Source organism: Natronomonas moolapensis 8.8.11 (assembly GCF_000591055.1).
GTDB lineage: Archaea > Halobacteriota > Halobacteria > Halobacteriales > Haloarculaceae > Natronomonas > Natronomonas moolapensis.
Genome location: NC_020388.1, coordinates 1,072,128 through 1,087,479, shown reverse-complemented (window position 1 = coordinate 1,087,479; position 15,352 = coordinate 1,072,128). Strand labels below are relative to the sequence as shown.

20 protein-coding genes are annotated in these 15,352 nt (G+C 67.6%); 11 read left to right on the top strand and 9 right to left on the bottom strand.

Annotation, left to right across the window (positions count from 1 at the left end; translation table 11 throughout):
* Positions 1 to 3: 3 nt before the first annotated feature.
* Both mobB and NMLP_RS05450 read right to left on the bottom strand, forming a co-directional pair.
* Positions 4 to 690, bottom strand: coding sequence for a molybdopterin-guanine dinucleotide biosynthesis protein B (gene mobB, locus NMLP_RS14230; RefSeq protein ID WP_015409121.1), 687 nt, complete (start codon positions 688 to 690; stop codon positions 4 to 6).
* Between the two features lie 208 nt (positions 691 to 898).
* Positions 899 to 1,339 (bottom strand): PaaI family thioesterase, encoded by a 441-nt coding sequence (locus tag NMLP_RS05450; RefSeq protein WP_015409120.1) that lies wholly within the window; start codon positions 1,337 to 1,339, stop codon positions 899 to 901.
* Positions 1,340 to 1,469: 130 nt separating this feature from the next.
* Between NMLP_RS05450 and NMLP_RS05445 the strand changes: the two genes are divergently transcribed.
* Positions 1,470 to 1,973 (top strand): ACT domain protein, encoded by a 504-nt coding sequence (locus NMLP_RS05445; RefSeq protein ID WP_015409119.1) that lies wholly within the window; start codon positions 1,470 to 1,472, stop codon positions 1,971 to 1,973.
* A gap of 56 nt (positions 1,974 to 2,029) precedes the next feature.
* Here NMLP_RS05445 and NMLP_RS05440 read toward each other — a convergent pair whose 3' ends face one another.
* Positions 2,030 to 2,734: a DUF5828 family protein gene (locus NMLP_RS05440; RefSeq protein ID WP_015409118.1), complete on the bottom strand. Its 705-nt coding sequence runs from the start codon at positions 2,732 to 2,734 to the stop codon at positions 2,030 to 2,032.
* 86 nt (positions 2,735 to 2,820) lie between these two features.
* Between NMLP_RS05440 and upp the strand changes: the two genes are divergently transcribed.
* A complete protein-coding gene (upp, locus tag NMLP_RS05435; protein WP_015409117.1) occupies positions 2,821 to 3,492 on the top strand; it encodes a uracil phosphoribosyltransferase in 672 nt (223 codons plus the stop codon).
* A 166-nt stretch (positions 3,493 to 3,658) separates the two neighbouring features.
* On the opposite strand, the gene NMLP_RS05430 is transcribed toward upp, so the two are convergent.
* Entirely contained in the window at positions 3,659 to 4,303 is a 645-nt protein-coding gene (locus NMLP_RS05430; RefSeq protein WP_231857251.1) for an IMPACT family protein, read from the bottom strand.
* Positions 4,304 to 4,410: 107 nt separating this feature from the next.
* On the opposite strand from NMLP_RS05430, the gene NMLP_RS05425 reads away from it, so the two are divergent.
* Positions 4,411 to 5,580, top strand: a complete 1,170-nt coding sequence (locus tag NMLP_RS05425) for an inorganic phosphate transporter (protein WP_015409115.1) — start codon at positions 4,411 to 4,413, stop codon at positions 5,578 to 5,580.
* Positions 5,581 to 5,671: 91 nt separating this feature from the next.
* Here the strand turns inward: NMLP_RS05425 and NMLP_RS05420 are convergent, their stop codons facing one another.
* Positions 5,672 to 7,060, bottom strand: coding sequence for a hemolysin family protein (locus tag NMLP_RS05420; protein ID WP_015409114.1), 1,389 nt, complete (start codon positions 7,058 to 7,060; stop codon positions 5,672 to 5,674).
* 151 nt (positions 7,061 to 7,211) lie between these two features.
* Here NMLP_RS05420 and NMLP_RS05415 point away from each other — a divergent pair, with 151 nt between their 5' ends.
* From NMLP_RS05415 to NMLP_RS05405, 3 genes are read left to right on the top strand one after another with little or no spacing between them, the layout of a single operon-like run.
* Positions 7,212 to 7,523, top strand: coding sequence for a glutaredoxin family protein (locus NMLP_RS05415; protein ID WP_015409113.1), 312 nt, complete (start codon positions 7,212 to 7,214; stop codon positions 7,521 to 7,523).
* Positions 7,520 to 8,035 (top strand): redoxin domain-containing protein, encoded by a 516-nt coding sequence (locus tag NMLP_RS05410; protein ID WP_015409112.1) that lies wholly within the window; start codon positions 7,520 to 7,522, stop codon positions 8,033 to 8,035. The genes NMLP_RS05415 and NMLP_RS05410 overlap by 4 nt, the downstream gene beginning before the upstream one ends.
* Complete coding sequence (locus tag NMLP_RS05405) at positions 8,032 to 8,625, top strand: L-threonylcarbamoyladenylate synthase (protein ID WP_015409111.1); 594 nt, start codon at positions 8,032 to 8,034, stop codon at positions 8,623 to 8,625. The genes NMLP_RS05410 and NMLP_RS05405 overlap by 4 nt, the downstream gene beginning before the upstream one ends.
* Here the strand turns inward: NMLP_RS05405 and NMLP_RS05400 are convergent.
* The gene (locus NMLP_RS05400; protein WP_015409110.1) at positions 8,614 to 9,267 is read right to left on the bottom strand and encodes a CRISPR-associated protein Cas4; all 654 of its coding nucleotides are present in this window, start codon (positions 9,265 to 9,267) and stop codon (positions 8,614 to 8,616) included. The genes NMLP_RS05405 and NMLP_RS05400 overlap by 12 nt on opposite strands.
* Before the next feature lie 267 nt (positions 9,268 to 9,534).
* Between NMLP_RS05400 and NMLP_RS05395 the strand changes: the two genes are divergently transcribed.
* Positions 9,535 to 11,379, top strand: coding sequence for a carbon starvation CstA family protein (locus NMLP_RS05395; protein ID WP_015409109.1), 1,845 nt, complete (start codon positions 9,535 to 9,537; stop codon positions 11,377 to 11,379).
* A 39-nt stretch (positions 11,380 to 11,418) separates the two neighbouring features.
* Here NMLP_RS05395 and NMLP_RS05390 read toward each other — a convergent pair whose 3' ends face one another.
* Entirely contained in the window at positions 11,419 to 12,102 is a 684-nt protein-coding gene (locus NMLP_RS05390; RefSeq protein WP_015409108.1) for a hypothetical protein, read from the bottom strand.
* Positions 12,103 to 12,325: 223 nt separating this feature from the next.
* Here NMLP_RS05390 and NMLP_RS05385 point away from each other — a divergent pair, with 223 nt between their 5' ends.
* Positions 12,326 to 12,535 (top strand): hypothetical protein, encoded by a 210-nt coding sequence (locus tag NMLP_RS05385; RefSeq protein WP_015409107.1) that lies wholly within the window; start codon positions 12,326 to 12,328, stop codon positions 12,533 to 12,535.
* A gap of 39 nt (positions 12,536 to 12,574) precedes the next feature.
* Here NMLP_RS05385 and NMLP_RS05380 read toward each other — a convergent pair whose 3' ends face one another.
* Positions 12,575 to 12,793, bottom strand: coding sequence for a hypothetical protein (locus NMLP_RS05380; protein ID WP_015409106.1), 219 nt, complete (start codon positions 12,791 to 12,793; stop codon positions 12,575 to 12,577).
* Between the two features lie 50 nt (positions 12,794 to 12,843).
* Between NMLP_RS05380 and NMLP_RS05375 the strand changes: the two genes are divergently transcribed.
* The 3 genes from NMLP_RS05375 (at position 12,844) to NMLP_RS05365 (ending at position 14,024) form a co-directional block, all read left to right on the top strand.
* Positions 12,844 to 13,155: a hypothetical protein gene (locus NMLP_RS05375; protein WP_015409105.1), complete on the top strand. Its 312-nt coding sequence runs from the start codon at positions 12,844 to 12,846 to the stop codon at positions 13,153 to 13,155.
* 63 nt (positions 13,156 to 13,218) lie between these two features.
* Complete coding sequence (locus NMLP_RS05370) at positions 13,219 to 13,650, top strand: hypothetical protein (protein WP_076982696.1); 432 nt, start codon at positions 13,219 to 13,221, stop codon at positions 13,648 to 13,650.
* Between the two features lie 161 nt (positions 13,651 to 13,811).
* Positions 13,812 to 14,024 carry a hypothetical protein gene (locus NMLP_RS05365; protein ID WP_015409104.1) on the top strand — a complete coding sequence of 71 codons (213 nt, stop codon included), beginning with the start codon at positions 13,812 to 13,814 and terminating at the stop codon, positions 14,022 to 14,024.
* A gap of 6 nt (positions 14,025 to 14,030) precedes the next feature.
* Here NMLP_RS05365 and NMLP_RS05360 read toward each other — a convergent pair whose 3' ends face one another.
* Positions 14,031 to 15,254: a CobW family GTP-binding protein gene (locus NMLP_RS05360; protein ID WP_015409103.1), complete on the bottom strand. Its 1,224-nt coding sequence runs from the start codon at positions 15,252 to 15,254 to the stop codon at positions 14,031 to 14,033.
* Positions 15,255 to 15,352 lie beyond the last annotated feature (98 nt).

Here is a 15,352-nt window from a genome sequence, read left to right as displayed (position 1 = left end):
CGGTCAGTCCCGACCCACCCCCTGATCTCCTCCGTCGTTTCCGGCTCCTCCCGCCCCGTCACGGCTCCCCACCCCGTCACGGCTCCCCGACCCGTCACGACTTCCCGCTTCGCCGCCGAGCGTCGCGGGATCGAACGGTCCCAGCGCGTCGATCGCCGCCACGAGGTCCCCGATCGAGTCCCCGTCGGTGCCGACCACCGCCCCCGCCGGGGGCGCGCCGCCGCCGACCCGGATCGTCGGCAGCTGGACGTCGGTGAACCCCTCGACCACTACGAGGTCGTGCTCCGGGGCGAGTCGCTCCAGCACCCGCCGCAGCGCCGCGGCCTCGGCTGGAGGCGTCCGGTCGGCTCCCTTGCCGCCGCGGGCGACCTCGAAGGTCAACGACGGCGTGACGCCGACGACGCGGTCGGCACCCGCGGTCCGGTGGCGGTGGGTGTCGGTCCCCGGGGTGTCCGGTTCGATGTCGTGGTGGATCGACTTGACCGTCGCGACCCGGCGGTCGGCGAACGCCTCACACAGCGACTCGACGAGTGTGGTCTTTCCTGCCCCGCTCGGGCCGGCGACGGAGACGACGGTGGGGAGGTCCGTCGCGGCGGTTCTGTCTCCATCTGTGGTTCCGCTATCAGCCGTCTCCCCGTCAGTTCCCGTCCCGTCGGTTTCCGCTCCGTCGGTCGGTCGTCCGTCTGTCACGGGGGACACCTCGGGGGGAACGGCAGTAAGCGTTCGCCTGCGCCTGTCGGCAGTTCCGTGGACTCACTTATAAATACCCCCACGATTCGCCGGCCGCCGTTTCCACGAGACTATTTAAATAGTAGTTGGGTGTTCGGCGCGGTCCTCCGAATCGAGGCGGGGCCGGAGGCGTATATCGAACCGATGGGAGTGCGATTCCGCCGGCCCGTCAGGGACTGCTCGACCCGCGCCAGGCAGTCTCGCCCTCGCCGCCGCCGGATTTGTACGTCCCTCGTGCGGCGGCGATCTTTCGTCCCTCGTCGTCGGTGACCGCGACTTCGACGGTGGCGACGCTGTCGCCGTTCTTTATAAGCGTCGCTTCCGCCCGGAGGGTGCCGCCGGTCGCCGGAGCGAGGTAGTCGATCCGCATATCGATCGTCGGTGCCACCGCCCCGTTCGCCGCGATGACGGCGGCACCGCCGACGGTGTCGGCCAGCGCGTACGCGACGCCCCCGTGGGCGATCATCCGGTCGGGGCTCGAGGAGTGCTCCCCCGAGAGGGCGAGCGCCCCGACGGCGTGGCCCGGCTCGATCTCGCGTAACTCGATTCCCAGGTGGTCGTTGAACGGCATCCGGTCGAACAGGTCGGCGACATCCAGGTCGGTCCCCATGCGTCGAGTGGACGCTCCGGCGGACAAAACGCGTTCGGTTCCGGGGGGCGAGAGGGCGGTCCCTCGGCGCGGAGCGACGCCGGAAGGCCAGACGCAACTGACAACAGGCTCGCCCTCGACAGCTCGGATAATGTTCGACGAGATCATGCGGAAGTTCGAGGACAGCCCCAGCCAGCAGGCGGTGATCCGCCTGCTGCTCGAGCGGGGGTTCTCCGTCAACGACGAGGGCCGCGTCGTCTCCGGGGGCATCGAGATCCCCAACACCGGTATCGCCCGCGAAATCGGTGTCGACCGGCGAGTCGTTGACGCGACGACCGACGCCATCCTGGCGGACGGTCAACTCCGACGGATCTTCCAGAACATCTCCGCGATCGCCTCGCTCATGGACCTCGCGCCGGTGTTGGACCTGACCGTCCTCACGGTGGAGGTCGTCGACGCCGACGAGCCGGGGATCGTCGCGACGGTGACGGGACTGCTCGCGGAGAACGACGTCTCGATCCGCCAGACAATAAGCGAAGATCCCGAGTTCACGGACGACCCGGTGCTCTACGTCGTCACCGACGCGGAACTCGACGGGAAACTGATAACCGAGATCCGAGACCTGCCGTTCGTTCGGCGACTCTCGATCGAGTGAGCGCGCGTCCGGTCGGAGGCGGGTCGGGTACCTCGAAACGCGGGTCGACCGTCTGCTCAGGTCCTCTTGGGGTCGGAGCCGCCGTCCGTCGTCTCCGCCTCTGGTGGGGGGTGTCCCTCGACCACTTCGGCGACGTCCGTCTCCTTCGGGGTGTCGACGTGCCAGCGGTCGACCGACGTCTCGTAGTCGGCGAGCTTGTTCGAGACGCGGATCTTCAGGTCGTCGTCGTTGACGTTGATTTCGAAGACGTACTCCCCGGCGTCGGCATCGGCGCGGTTGAGGTTCGCGCTGACGAGTTGGTTGTCGAAGTAGTACGGCGACATCTGCGTCATCACGTTCTTGTAAACGCCGCCTTCGACCTTCCGGAGGGCCTTCCGCGTGGCCGAGTCGGCGGCCCGCGCGACGTAGTTGATCGACTCGCGCCACTCGTTGACCGCCTCGGCCGGCTCCTCGAGTCGCTCGTAGGAGTCGGTCAGCTTCTCGCCGGCCGTCTTGAGGTCCTCGTCGGGCGCCTTGCCGGCCTTTTCGCCCTCCCCCTCGGCGACGCTGGCCTGTTCTGCGGTCTTTTCGCTGACGTCCTCGCCGAGTCGCTCGTCGGCCTTCGGTCGCCACTCGTCCCACTCCCCGAGTGCCTCCCCGTCGACTGCCTCCGCGTCGTCGCGGAGGTCCTTCAGCGCGCGGGTGATACGTTCGCCGTGCTCGACGATCTCGGCCCAGGTCCCCCGGAGTTTGAACCCCGAGACGCTCTCCTCGACGTCCATCCTGTGAGCCGTACGTGTGCAGAGACTTTATACCATCGGCTCCGATGACGACGGGGCTTTAAGCCACCGGCGAACGCTGTATCGCTATGCCCATCGAGGACCGTGGTGACGCCCACGTCATCACACACGCGCTGGCGAAGCACACCCTCTCGGAGCTCCGATCGAACGACACTGACCAGGTGGCGTTCCGGAACGGCCTGATCGAACTCGGCCGGCTCTGCGGATTCGAGATCATCGACGGGATGATGGACACCGAGTACGTCTCGATCACGACGCCGCTGGCCGAGACGACCGGCGAGGTCGTCAAGGGGCTCGAAAACGTCGTCATCGTGAACGTTCTCCGGGCGGCGACGCCGTTCGTCGAGGGCCTCGTCGAGGCGTTCCCGCGCGCCCGCCAGGGCGTCATCTCCGCCGGTCGCGACGAGGCCGCCGGGATGGACGAGAACGGGACCTTCCCGATCACGGTCGATTACGTCAAACTGCCGGACATCGACGAGGAGGACACCGTCATCGTTGCCGACCCGATGCTCGCGACGGGGAGCACGATCGTCGCCGTCTTGGAGGAGGTACTCGATACCGGTGCCCCGGAGCGTCTCGTCGTCCTCTCGGCGGTCAGCGCCCCGCCGGGGCTCGTCCGCGTCGACGAGTCGTTCCCGCAGGCGGATATCCTGACGGTCAGCATCGACGAACGTCTCGACGAGGACGGCTACATCGTCCCGGGCGTCGGCGATGCCGGCGACCGGGCGTTCGGGACGTGATCCCCTGACAACCCCCCGTTTTCGTTTGGAACCGGCTCGCATACTGCGATTAGTTTCCGTCCGAAACGTCAGACGGGCGGCTGACGCGGGAGCCGTCGTGACCGGCTGCCGTCCGCGGAGCCGACGCTGTGCGTGGCGGTCCGATCTCCCGGTCGGCCGAGACCCATCACCCGTCGTCGACCTCGATCCGGTCGCTGGTCGCGCTCCGGAGGCGATCGAGGAGGTCCGCCGCCGCCAGGACGGGCACAGTCACGTCGAAGACGACGCGCTCGCCGTAGTCGGCCTCGAAGTCGGCGTCCTCGCTCTCGAGGATCCCCCGGACGGTCCCGGAGTCGTCGTAGTCGACGACCGCCCGGAACCGTCTCCGTGGCCGGCGGCGGACCGTCTCGGCCGCATCGAGGGCGTCCTTCGTCGCCGCCGAGTACGCCCTGACGAGTCCGCCGACGCCGAGTTCCGTCCCGCCGAAGTACCGCGTGACGACGACACAGACGTTTTCGAGGTCGCGACCCGCAAGCACCGACAACATCGGCTTGCCGGCGCTGCCGGAGGGTTCGCCGTCGTCGGAGGCGTACTCCCTGAAGGGATCCGCCCGAACGCGGTAGGCGGGCACGTTGTGAGTCGCGTCGGCGTACTGCTCGCGGATCGAATCGACGAATGCCTCGGCGGCCTCAACAGTCTCCGCCGGGGAGGCGTGGCCGACGAACTCCGAACCCTGCACAGTGAACCGCGACGTGGCGCGTCCGGCGATCGTCGCGTACACGTCAGTGTCGGCGTCGCCGCCCGCGTCCCCGCCGGCGTCCGTGTTCGGCACGGTCATCGGTGCGAACGGACGGGATATACCGCTTTCGTCGCCGGGATCGACGCCGATCGACTGCGTCCGACGGGTATTTATATACCCGGAAAAAAAGTGGGGCGTCAATGGAAGCAGCGACGGCCACGACCTTTCTGGCTGCCGGCGGAGCGAGTCTGTTTATGGCCTGGGCGATTGGCGCCGGATCGTCGGGGTCGACGCCCTTCGCCCCGGCCGTCGGCGCGAACGCGATCTCGGTCATGCGCGCCGGGTTCTTTGTCGGCATTCTCGGGTTGCTCGGCGCGACGCTACAGGGCGCGAACGTCACGGAGGCGGTCGGCCGCGACCTCGTCGTCGGGACGACGCTCTCGCCGATCGCCGCCATCGTCGCGCTCTCGATCGCGGCGGGGTTGGTCGCGTTCGGCGTGTTCACCGGCTACCCGATCGCGACCGCCTTCACCGTCACGGGGGCCGTCGTCGGCGCGGGGCTGGCAATGGGCGGCGGGCCGGCGTGGTCGAAGTACTACGAGATCGTGGCCGTCTGGACCCTGACGCCGTTTGCCGGCGGCGGCATCGCCTACGCCACCGCGAAACTACTCCGCCGGGAGGCCGTCCCCGACGGCGTCGTGACTCCCCTCCTGGCCGGTCTCGTCGGAGCGATCCTCGCGAACGTGGAGTTCGTGTTGCTCGGGCCGCCGGACGTCGCCCAGAGTCTCGCGGGGACCGTCACGACCGGAGCCTCCGGTCGTCTCGCCGCCACTGCCGTCGTCGCGGCCGTCGTCGCCGGGGCAATGGGGCTTGATATGCGGAAGGACGCTCCCGCCGGCCAGCGGCACTTCCTGTTGGCGCTTGGCGGCCTCGTCGCCTTCTCGGCCGGCGGCAGCCAGGTCGGCCTCGCGCTCGGACCACTGTTGCCGCTTTTCGATACGGCCGGCGTTGCGCTCCCGATCGTCGCGTTGCTGTTCGGCGGCGGTCTCGGTCTGTTGGCCGGATCGTGGACGGCCGCCCCGCGAATGATCAAGGCGATCGCCCAGGATTACTCCTCGCTCGGGCCGCGTCGCTCGATCGCGGCGCTCATTCCCTCCTTCGCTATCGCCCAGACCGCGATTCTGCTCGGGGTACCGATCTCGTTCAACGAGATCATTGTCTCGGCGGTCATCGGAGCCGGAGCGGCGGCCGGAACAGGCGGCGTCAGCGGCAGCAAGATGGGCTATACGGTCCTCGCGTGGGTCGGATCGCTGCTCGGAGCGGGGGTACTGAGTTTCGGGCTGTACACAGGCGTGACCGCGCTCGTGTGAGCGCAATCGCGACGCCGCTCGCGGCAGGCGCGTCCCAGTGGTCACTCGACCGGCGCGTCCCAGTGGTCACTCGACCGGCGCGTCCCAGTGGTCACTCGACCGGCGCGTCCTCGGACTCGGCCTCCGGCTCCGCCCGGCTCCGGTCGTACTCCTCGGTACGGACGATCCGGGCCTTCAGTATCCGGGTGTTCTCGACGCGTTCGACGCGGATCTCGAGGCCGTCGTACTCGATTCGTTCGCCCTCCTCGACGAGGCGCCCCGCCCGATTGAAAATGAACCCCGCGATGGTCTCGAACTCCTCGCCTTCCGGGATGTCGATGTCGAGCGCTTCGTTGACCTCGTCGATGTTGAGCTCCCCCTTGACGATCGCCTCGTCGTCGCCGACGAACTCGATCGGTTCCTCCTCGCCGGCCTGGAGTATCTCCCCAACGATCTCCTCGGTGACGTCCTCCATGGTGACGAGTCCCTCCGTCGTCCCGAACTCGTCGATGACGACGACCATGCGCATCCGCTGTTCGCGCATCTCCGCGAGCAACTCGTCGACGTTCTTCGACTCGGGGACGTGCAGGGTCTCCTCGATCAGATCCTCCAGGTCGACGTCGTCTCGCTCGCCGTAGGCGGAGTCGCGGATCAGATCCGAGATGTGGACGATCCCGAGGACGTTATCGAGGCTCTCGTCGTACACCGGGAGTCTCGTGTGGCCCGACCGGACGCACTTTTCGATCGCTTCGTCGATGGTGGCGTCCTTCGAGACCGCTTCCATGTCCAGCCGCGGGGTCATCACTTCCTTGGCGATGGTGTTGGTAAACCGAAAGATCCGCTGGAGCATCTCCCGTTCGTCTTCCTCTAACACGCCGGCGCGCTCGCCGGTCTCGATGATGTCGCGGATCTCCTCGCGGGTGACGTAGGTCGATTCGATCTCGCCCCGTCCGCCGGTGATCCGGTTGACCTGTCGGGTGAGATAATCGAACGTGACGATCAACGGGAGCAGAAGGTACTCCGAGTATTTCAGCGGCCGGGCGATGCGGAGCGCCCACGACTCGGTGTTCTCGACGGCGTAGGACTTCGGTGCGCTCTCCCCGAAGAGCAACACGAGCGCCGTGATGCCGAACGTCGATACGAAGACCGCCTGCCCCTGCGAGAGGAAATACGACGCCAACAGCCCGGTCGTCAGCGACGACATCGCGATGTTGACGATGTTGTTACCGACGAGGATGGTGACGAGCAGGCGGTGGGGGTCGTCTTTCAGCCGTTTCAGCGTCTCCGCACCGGGTATGTTGTCCGAGACCATCGCGTCGACCCGGTGTGGCGGCAGCGAGAACATCGCGATCTCCGAGGAGGAAAAGAAGGCCGAAAACCCCAACAGGAGGAGGATGACCCCCCCGCCGAGGATCGCGACCGTCGTGTCGCTGAACGGGAGTTCACCGGCACCGGGGCCGATCTGCGTCACGATGGCAGCGTTCCACGCGAGAGAGCCCATATAGACGTGCGGGTTTGATCCGGGGTGTGATTAAGGCTTGCTATGGGGTGCGGTTGCGAGCGGGGGTCCGGGGCCGGGCGACGTGACGCCGGGCGCGAGTGCGCTCCCGGTCGGCGATACACTTAGACGACTGCCGGCCGAACGGATGCGTATGACCGACTCGGAGACAGCGATCACGCTGTACCGACTACAGGCGTGCCCGTTCTGTGAGCGCGTCGTCCGCGTGTTGGACGATCTCGGGATCCCGTACCGATCGCGGTTCGTCGAGGCCCGCCACTCCCGACGCGACGCGGTCAAGCGACTGACCGGTTCCCGGACAGTCCCCGCGATCGTCGACGACCGGACGGGCGTTACGATGAGCGAGAGCGCGAACATCGTACAGTACCTCGAGACCACCTACGATGGCGGCCTCGATCCGGCGTCGGCCCCCGCGAGCGCTTCGGCGGGCGGTGATGCCGAATGAATCTCGGCTTCGAGGTGACGGAACTCGGGCGTGCTGATCACCCCGAAATCGGCGAGACCGCGCCCGACTTCACGCGCCCGCTCGTCGACCACGAGTACTGGGAGGACGTCTCGCTGTCGGAGTTGACGGCGGACGGCCCCGTCGTGCTCGTCTTCCACCCGATGGACGGCGACTTCCCGTCGACGTACATCTGGCAGGAGATCCGCGACCGGGGGTGGGACGGATACGACGCCGAGATCGTCGGGATCTCGATCTCGACGCCCTACGAGCACGCCAGGTTCCTATCGGAGTGGGATCTCGAGGCGTTCCGGCTGTTCTCCGATCCCGCCAACGGCGTCGGCGAGGCGTACGGCATCGCCCACGGACTCGACGGGATGAGCGGCATCGAGGAGCCCAGACCCGCCGTCTTCGTCCTCGACGGCGACCGGACGATCGAGACGGGGTGGGTGGCCACAGAGTGGCCCGAGTTCCCGCCGTACGACGAGATCGAGGCCGCGATCGAGGAGCTGTGAGCGATCCGGACCTCACCGACGCCGTGGCGGCGATCCGCCGGGGTGATCTCGTCGTGTATCCGACGGAGACGGTGTACGGCCTCGGGGTCGACGCGCTCGATCCGGAGGCGATAGAACGGGTCTTCGAGGCGAAAGGCCGATCGCGGCACAAGCCGCTCTCGATGGCGCTGCCGGAGCTGGCCGCTGCTGCCGACTACGCCCGGATGACCGAGCGCGAGCGGCGCTTCTGCGAGCGGTTCCTCCCCGGTCCGGTAACGGTGCTCGTCGAGCGAACCGAGCGCGTCCCCGACGTCCTCGTCGACGGGGGCGACCGCGTCGGGATTCGGCTTCCGGATCACGATACTGCGCGCGCGCTCGCCAGACGGACGGGGCCGATCACCGCCACCAGCGCGAACCGCTCCGGCGAACCGAGCGCCCGCCGCGTCGACGAAATCGACGCCGCGATCCGCGAGCGGGCGACGGTACTCGACGGCGGCGAGACGCCCGGGACCGAAAGCACCGTCGTGGACGTCTCGGCGGGTCGGATCGTCCGCCGCGGCGAACTCGCCGACGAGATCGAGGCGTGGCTGGCCGAGGCCTCACCGCGATAGCAGCGATCTGAGCGACCGGGTCCGCGTCCCGCACTCCTCGCGGTACTCACAGCTCTCACACCGGGCGTCGTTCCGCAGTCGCGGCGGCGGCCCGTCGATGGCTTCGGCCGTCCGGAGCGCCTTCCGGTAGGTGGCCTTCCGGCGCGTCGTCATCCGGACTACCCGGACGACGCCGTGGGCCGGGTACTCGAGGTAGGCCCGCTCGACCGGCGTCTCGAGTTCCCACGCGAGCGCCTTCGCCGCAGCGGTCGCTCGGACGCCCTGTGGCTCCCAGACGCCCCGCTCCGGCGGTTCCCCCGGTGAGACGATGACTGGCGCGGGAGGGTCGGACAGACACTTGTGGGCGATCCCGTGGGCGTCCTTGCCGCGGAGGAAGACCCGCGTCTCCGGGGGATCGACCAGTTCGGCCCAGCGGTCCAGACGGGCCTTCGCGGACCCGAGCGCCGACCGGTACGCCGTCGGCGTGGTCGCGATCGGTTCCGCCCGGAGATCGGTGTCGGCATCGAGCAACTCGCCGTACCGGAAGGCGAGATTCCGGATCGCCGCGACCGACTCGGGCGGGCCGCGATCGTCGTGGGTCCGCCTGTAGTAGAGTTTACGCGGGCAGTACGTCGCGGTCGCGAGGTCGGTGAACGCCTGCATAGAGGGGTTGCCCCCGTACCGATATATAAACGCTCGCCCGGAGCGGAACGGGAGGGACCGCCCGACGCGATTCGTCGATTCGCCCCGCAGCGACGCGGGGGTGTTCGTTCACAGCAGTGTCAGCCGTATATTCGGTCGTTCGTATTCTCGAAGCAGTGTATGTTAGACATATTAATACATACAGGCGATGACGGCTATTACCAATAAATGGTGGCTCTTTCTGTGGTTTTAAGACGTTGATCCCCGTGGATGTGGTTGAGTTCGCTCATGACACAAGTAATATGGATCGTGGCGGCGGTATTGGCGACGTTCACGGTGGGATACGTCGGGTACTCGCGGTATCTCGCCCGGTTCGTCGACCTTGAGGAAGATCGGAACACGCCCGCACATAAATACGAGGACGGACAGGAGTACGTCCCCTCAAAAAAACCGGTGTTGCTCGGGCATCACTTCTCGAGCATCGCCGGCGGGGCGCCGATCGTCGGGCCGATCACGGCCGGCGCCGTCTGGGGGTGGGTCCCCGCGCTGCTTTGGATCGCGATCGGGAACCCGCTCATGGGCGCGGTCCACGACTTCGTTTCGCTGTCGGGGTCGCTCCGACACGAGGGCAAATCGATCGGGTACATCATCGGGCAGTACGTCGGGGAAGGGGGCAAGAACATGCTGCTTTGGTTCGCGTTCTTGACGATCATCCTCGTCGTGGCGGTGTTCGCGTTGGTCGTCGGCATCGTCTTCAACGCCTTCCCGCAGGTCGTGACCGCGTCGTTCCTCTACGTCGTGTTGGCGCTCGTCTTCGGGGTGTACCTCTACCAGCTCAACGGACCGTTCATTCCCGGGACAGTCGTGTTCGTCGCCGGCATCTTCGCGGCGGTCTGGGTCGGACTGCAGTACCCGCTGGCGCTGTTCGAACTCGCCGAGGGGAGCCACCCCGAAGGGACGATCGTCCTGTTGAGCGGCGCGGGCTCGTGGGTGCCCGGTGCGGCCGCACTGGGCGGCAACACCGCGGCGTGGATCCCGGTCGTCATGATCTACGGGGGGATCGCGAGTGCGCTTCCCGTGTGGGTGTTGCTCCAGCCCCGGGATTACCTCTCGTCGTTCCTGCTGTACACGGGCGTCGGCGGGGCGGCACTCGCGATCATCGTCGGGACGCTTCTGGGGACCGCCTCGGAGCCGCTCGTCATCGACTCCTCCATCAGCGCCTTCGAAGGGTTCTGGGGGGTCGACGCGGTGTTCCTACCGTTGTTCCCGCTGCTTTTCATCACCATCGCCTGCGGGACGATAAGTGGGTTCCACTCGCTGGTCTCCTCGGGGACCACGGCGAAACAGCTCAACAAGGAGACCGACGCCCGCCTGATCGGCTACGGCGGGATGCTCGGCGAGGGGCTCCTCGCCGCGGTCGCGCTCTCGACGCTTGCGGTGTGGGGGTTTGCGTCCCCCGATGGCGGGATCGGCGCCGCGCTTCCGAACTTCGCTTCGGGCGGCGGTGTCATCCTGACGAGTCTCGGCGTTCCCGAGGCGGTCGGCTCGGTGTTCATGGCGCTCGTGCTCGTGAGCTTCCTGCTCACCTCGACTGACACCGCCGTCCGGCTCGGACGGTACATGATGGAGGAGATCGTCGGCACGACGCCCGGCCGGACCGACACCGGGTTGAACGCCGACATCGGATCGATCGCCCGCGGGCGATACACCAACCCCCTCATCCAGATCGTCCCGGCGTACCTGATGGTCATCTCCGGGCAGTGGGTGGTCCTGTGGGGACTGTTCGGCGGCGCGAACCAGCTGCTCGCGGCGCTTGCGCTCCTCACCGCGACGGTCTGGCTGGCCAACTGGGACGAAACGAAACAACTCGTCTCGACCGGCGTCCCGATGGCGATCATGGTGACGATCACCGTCCTCGGGCTGTCGTGGCTGGCCTTCTATGAGAACATCTTCTTGAACCTGATCCAGGGTGGGGCCGAAACGACCGGTGCAGCGGTCTCCTCGGCCGTTCAGGCGGCGCTCGCGATCGTGTTGATCGTGCTCGCACTCGCGTTAGTCCGGCTCGGCTACCGAAACATCACCGAGGCACGCGGTGGCCCCGAGACGCCCGTAGCCGAACCGGGCGACGACTGAGCGATTCGGGGTCGTTCGCGGAGCTCAGTTTTTCATCGCTCACTTCCAAAAGCGCCTCGCGAACCGCGAGAGCAGCCCCTCCTCGGGCTCGGAGACGTCCTCCCAGAGCCGGAACGCCTCCGCGACGTCGGCGGCCTCGCTCGCGACGAGTCGTTGCTCCTCGGGGACGACGACGACGAGGTTCACGTCGTAGTGGCCGTAGTAGCCGAACTTCAACAGTTCGCGCTCGCGAAACCCCGAGACGAACCCGGCGACGTCGTCGGACAGTGCCGCACAGACGAGGACGAACGAGACGTCCGTCCCGAAGTGCTCCTCGTCGGCGACGATCCGTTCGTCGGCGACCTCGTGGCCCGTCTCGACGAGGCGGCGCAGTTCGTCGACGGTCGGACGTCGCTCGCGGCGGACGAAGAGATACTCCTCGGCCTCGTGGTCGGCGTAGCTCAACGCCGGGTGAAAGAACTGTTTTTGATTGCGGACGCGCATCTCGCCGTACATCTCCCAGCGCTCGCCGTGGACCGGACGGTCGCGCTCGAGATCGTAGTTGTACAGCAGCCGATCGCTGACCCGGTCGAGATACTCGTCGTCCCAGTCCGGGACGGCCTCGCGGATCTCCTCGGGAAGTTCGGCCGCGGCCTCGGCGGCGGCGCGCTCGGAGTCGTACGCGTCGGCCGACGACCCGTCCGCGTCGCTGCCAGCCCGTTCGGTTCCGTCCGCGTCGCTCATCGGACCCGTCCGCGGTAGGCGGACACCTCAGGGGTGATTCGGTCGATCATACGCCGCGGTAGGACGGCGGCCCGCAAATAGCCGTCGGCGGTCCGGGTCCAGGTCCGGGAGCGACGCCCCGGTCCTGCGTCCGGCGTCTTGTCTCCGTTCGGTTCCCACGGGTGTGCGTGCTCGGCGCACGATGGTTCGAGGATTTAAATACATCCTCGCCGTATCCGACGGTATGAGTGGCGACAAGACGGAGGCCTGCGGGCGATGTTCGATGACGACGGTCGTCGACGCCGCCGTCGAGGAGGCCGAACACGACCCCTTCGGCGACGAGCGGATCGAGGTCGACGAGTCGGAGTTTCGCCGCGTCTCGCCGGCCGTCTGGCTGTCCGGAGTCGGCAGCCGGCTGAACGACGCCGTCCGCCGGCTCACGTACGGTCGGTAGCCGATCGACACCCGGCGTCACGTCGCGTTCCGGGCCGGCTCAACGCATCGCCACGAGATACGTCAACGAAAAGAGAACGATCGTCGCGGTGGCGACGTTTATAACTGACAGTTCGGCCGCGTCCAGCATCGACAGCCCCCAGACGACCGTCGCCCCGAACGAGGCCGACAGTGCCGCGTTCAACGCAAGCAACACGCGAGGGTCACCCCGCGACCCGGAAGCCCCCGCCTCGAACCCGTCGGCTTCGCCGTCGTCCATACGCCCCCCTGCAGCGGAGTGTTTATTTTTGTATCGACCGACTTTCACGTATGCCCCTCCGGAACCGACACGGCGTGTCGGCCGATCCAGTTCCGTTCGTCGTCGTCAGCGGGCTGGCGTTCATGTTGTCGTTCTCGTTCGGCCCGCTCTATGGGCTGGCGTTCGGGCTGTCGCTCCCGACCGCACTCGCCGCCTCCGGGATGGCGTTTCTCCTCGCCGCCGCGCTCGCGTTCCATCGCCAGGTGTGGAACGGCCGGCCGCCGGAAGAGACGTCGGTTGCGTTGCGGGCCGAACAGCTGCTCTACGGGGCGCTCGTGTTCGCCGTCGTCGTGGCAGGGGCGACCCTCCCGTTGCTGTTGTGAGCCGCCTCTGGCGGCGTCGACGTGGCGGCTGATTTATATAATCGACCGACACAGCGCGGCCGTATGCGCGAGGTCGAACGGACCCGCTTCGTCCGGACGCGACCCCGGGAACTCGACGCGCTGCTCGGTCCCGCTCGGATCGTCGAGTACGAGGGGAGTTTCTCCGTCGACTCGACGACGGAGACGGACGCCGGGACGCTTCTGACCGTCTCCGGTCCGGGACTGGCCTTCGAGTTGCGCTTCGAACCCATCGAGAACGGGACCTGCTACACCCAGGCCGGCGCTGACGGGCCGTTCGAGCCGATGGAGACGTGGCTCACCGCCGCCCCCGAGGACGAGGGCTCGCACGTCTCGATGCGCTCTGCGGTGTCGCTCGGTGTCCCGTTGCCGTTCGTCGACCGGGTTGCCGCCTGGACGCGCGCGCGGGCGAACTGTAGTAGCGATCGGAAGACACTGCACACTCGACCGCACGACGGCAGTGCGATCGATGTGTAATCACTTGCGATCGTTAGTGTATAACGGGCGCTCGATCGGCTCGCCTCGGCGGAGTGATACGGTCGGCCCGGCGGGCTATGGGGGCTCCGCCGTCCCGACCGGTGTGCGTCGGCGCCACACACCCACGCAGACGTTGTATAGGTCGCTCCGAAAACCGGCGTATGGGGTTCATCGACAGCGTGAAGGAGGCGCTCGCCTCGTCCCCGAAGGGCCGCCCCGACGACGGCTCGAAGGGCGCGTACTGGTGTGACGACTGCGACGTTCGCATCCGGGACGTCGAACTCGACGTCGAACCGGACGCGACGGTCACCTGTCCGGACTGCGGGGAGGCGATGCGCTTCGAGCGCGCCTCCGGGCGGGACTGTGCCTGCTGATCCGGGTTACTCCCTCAGAACCGTCTCCGCGCCCGCCTCGTCGGGGAACGCCCCACCGGCCGCCGGGACGTCGCTGCCGGGGTCGACCAACGCCTCATCGAGCGCTGTCTCCAGTTCCGCTCGGTCGTAGTCGGTCCCGATGAAGACCAACTCGATGCGGCGGTCGCCGTACTCGTCGTCCCAGGGGAGCTCCGGGCGGTTCGAGCGGTACATCTCCCGTTCGACCTCGGGGAGGGAGGCGATCCACGGCCCCTGCGCCGTCGCGCGCACCGACGGACCCGCGACGCTCAGCGTGATCCGGAGGTCGCTGCCGGCGATCCATACCGTTCCCTTCGCTCGGACGACCGACGGCGGTAACTCCTCGAACACTGCCGCGGCGCGCTCGGGGTGGAACGGCCGCCGCCGTCGGTACGTAAAAGAGGTGACGCCGTACACCTCGTCGGGGTGGGCGTGCTCGCCGACGTGATCGCCGTGGCCGTCGTGGCTGTGTTCGGGATGGTCGGCCTCCGCCCCGTCCGCGTCGTCCAGCAGCCGCTTCCAGGCCGGCAGCGACCGCATCCGGTCGCGGTCGAACAGCCCGGTCCCGAGCAGCCGATCGGGATCGACCGCGGAGAACTCCGTCGGGACCGTCTCGGCGTCGGGTTGGAGCCCGGAGACGAGTTCGCGCGCGCGATTGAGGTCCGACCCGCTGCAGCGGTCGGCCTTGTTCAACAGCACGACGTTCGCGGTTTCGATCTGCTCGACGAGGAGGTCCGAGAGGGGCCGGTCGCCGGGGTCGCCGCGGCGTTCGACGTCGCCACCGGAGAACGTCTCGAGGAAGTACGGCATATCGAGCACGCAGACGAGACAGTCGACGTCGTAGCGCGCGGCGACGCGGGATTCGGTCGTGAACAGCCGGGCGATCGGCGCGGGCTCGGAGATGCCGGAGGCCTCCACGACGAGGTGCTCGAAGGGGCGGTCCCTGGCGAGCCGGACGACCGCCGTCTCGAGGTCGTCCTGTAGCTCACAACAGATACAGCCGTTCGAGAGTTCGGCGACGCCGTCGTCGACGTCCAACTCGGAGCCCTCCGCGACGAGCTCCGCGTCGACGTTGACCTCGCCCATGTCGTTGACGAGGACGGCGATGCGGCGGTCGGCCTCGGCCAACAGGTGGTTCAAAAGCGTCGTCTTGCCGGCTCCGAGACTGCCCGAGAGGATCGTCACCGGAATCGTATCGCTGCCCGTCTCCATACCGGACGGACTCGGGGCGGACTCTTCAAACCGTGGTCCGACGACGGTTCGACCGCACGGCCGCCCGAATCGGTCGGGGGCGTCACGCCCGCGACAGG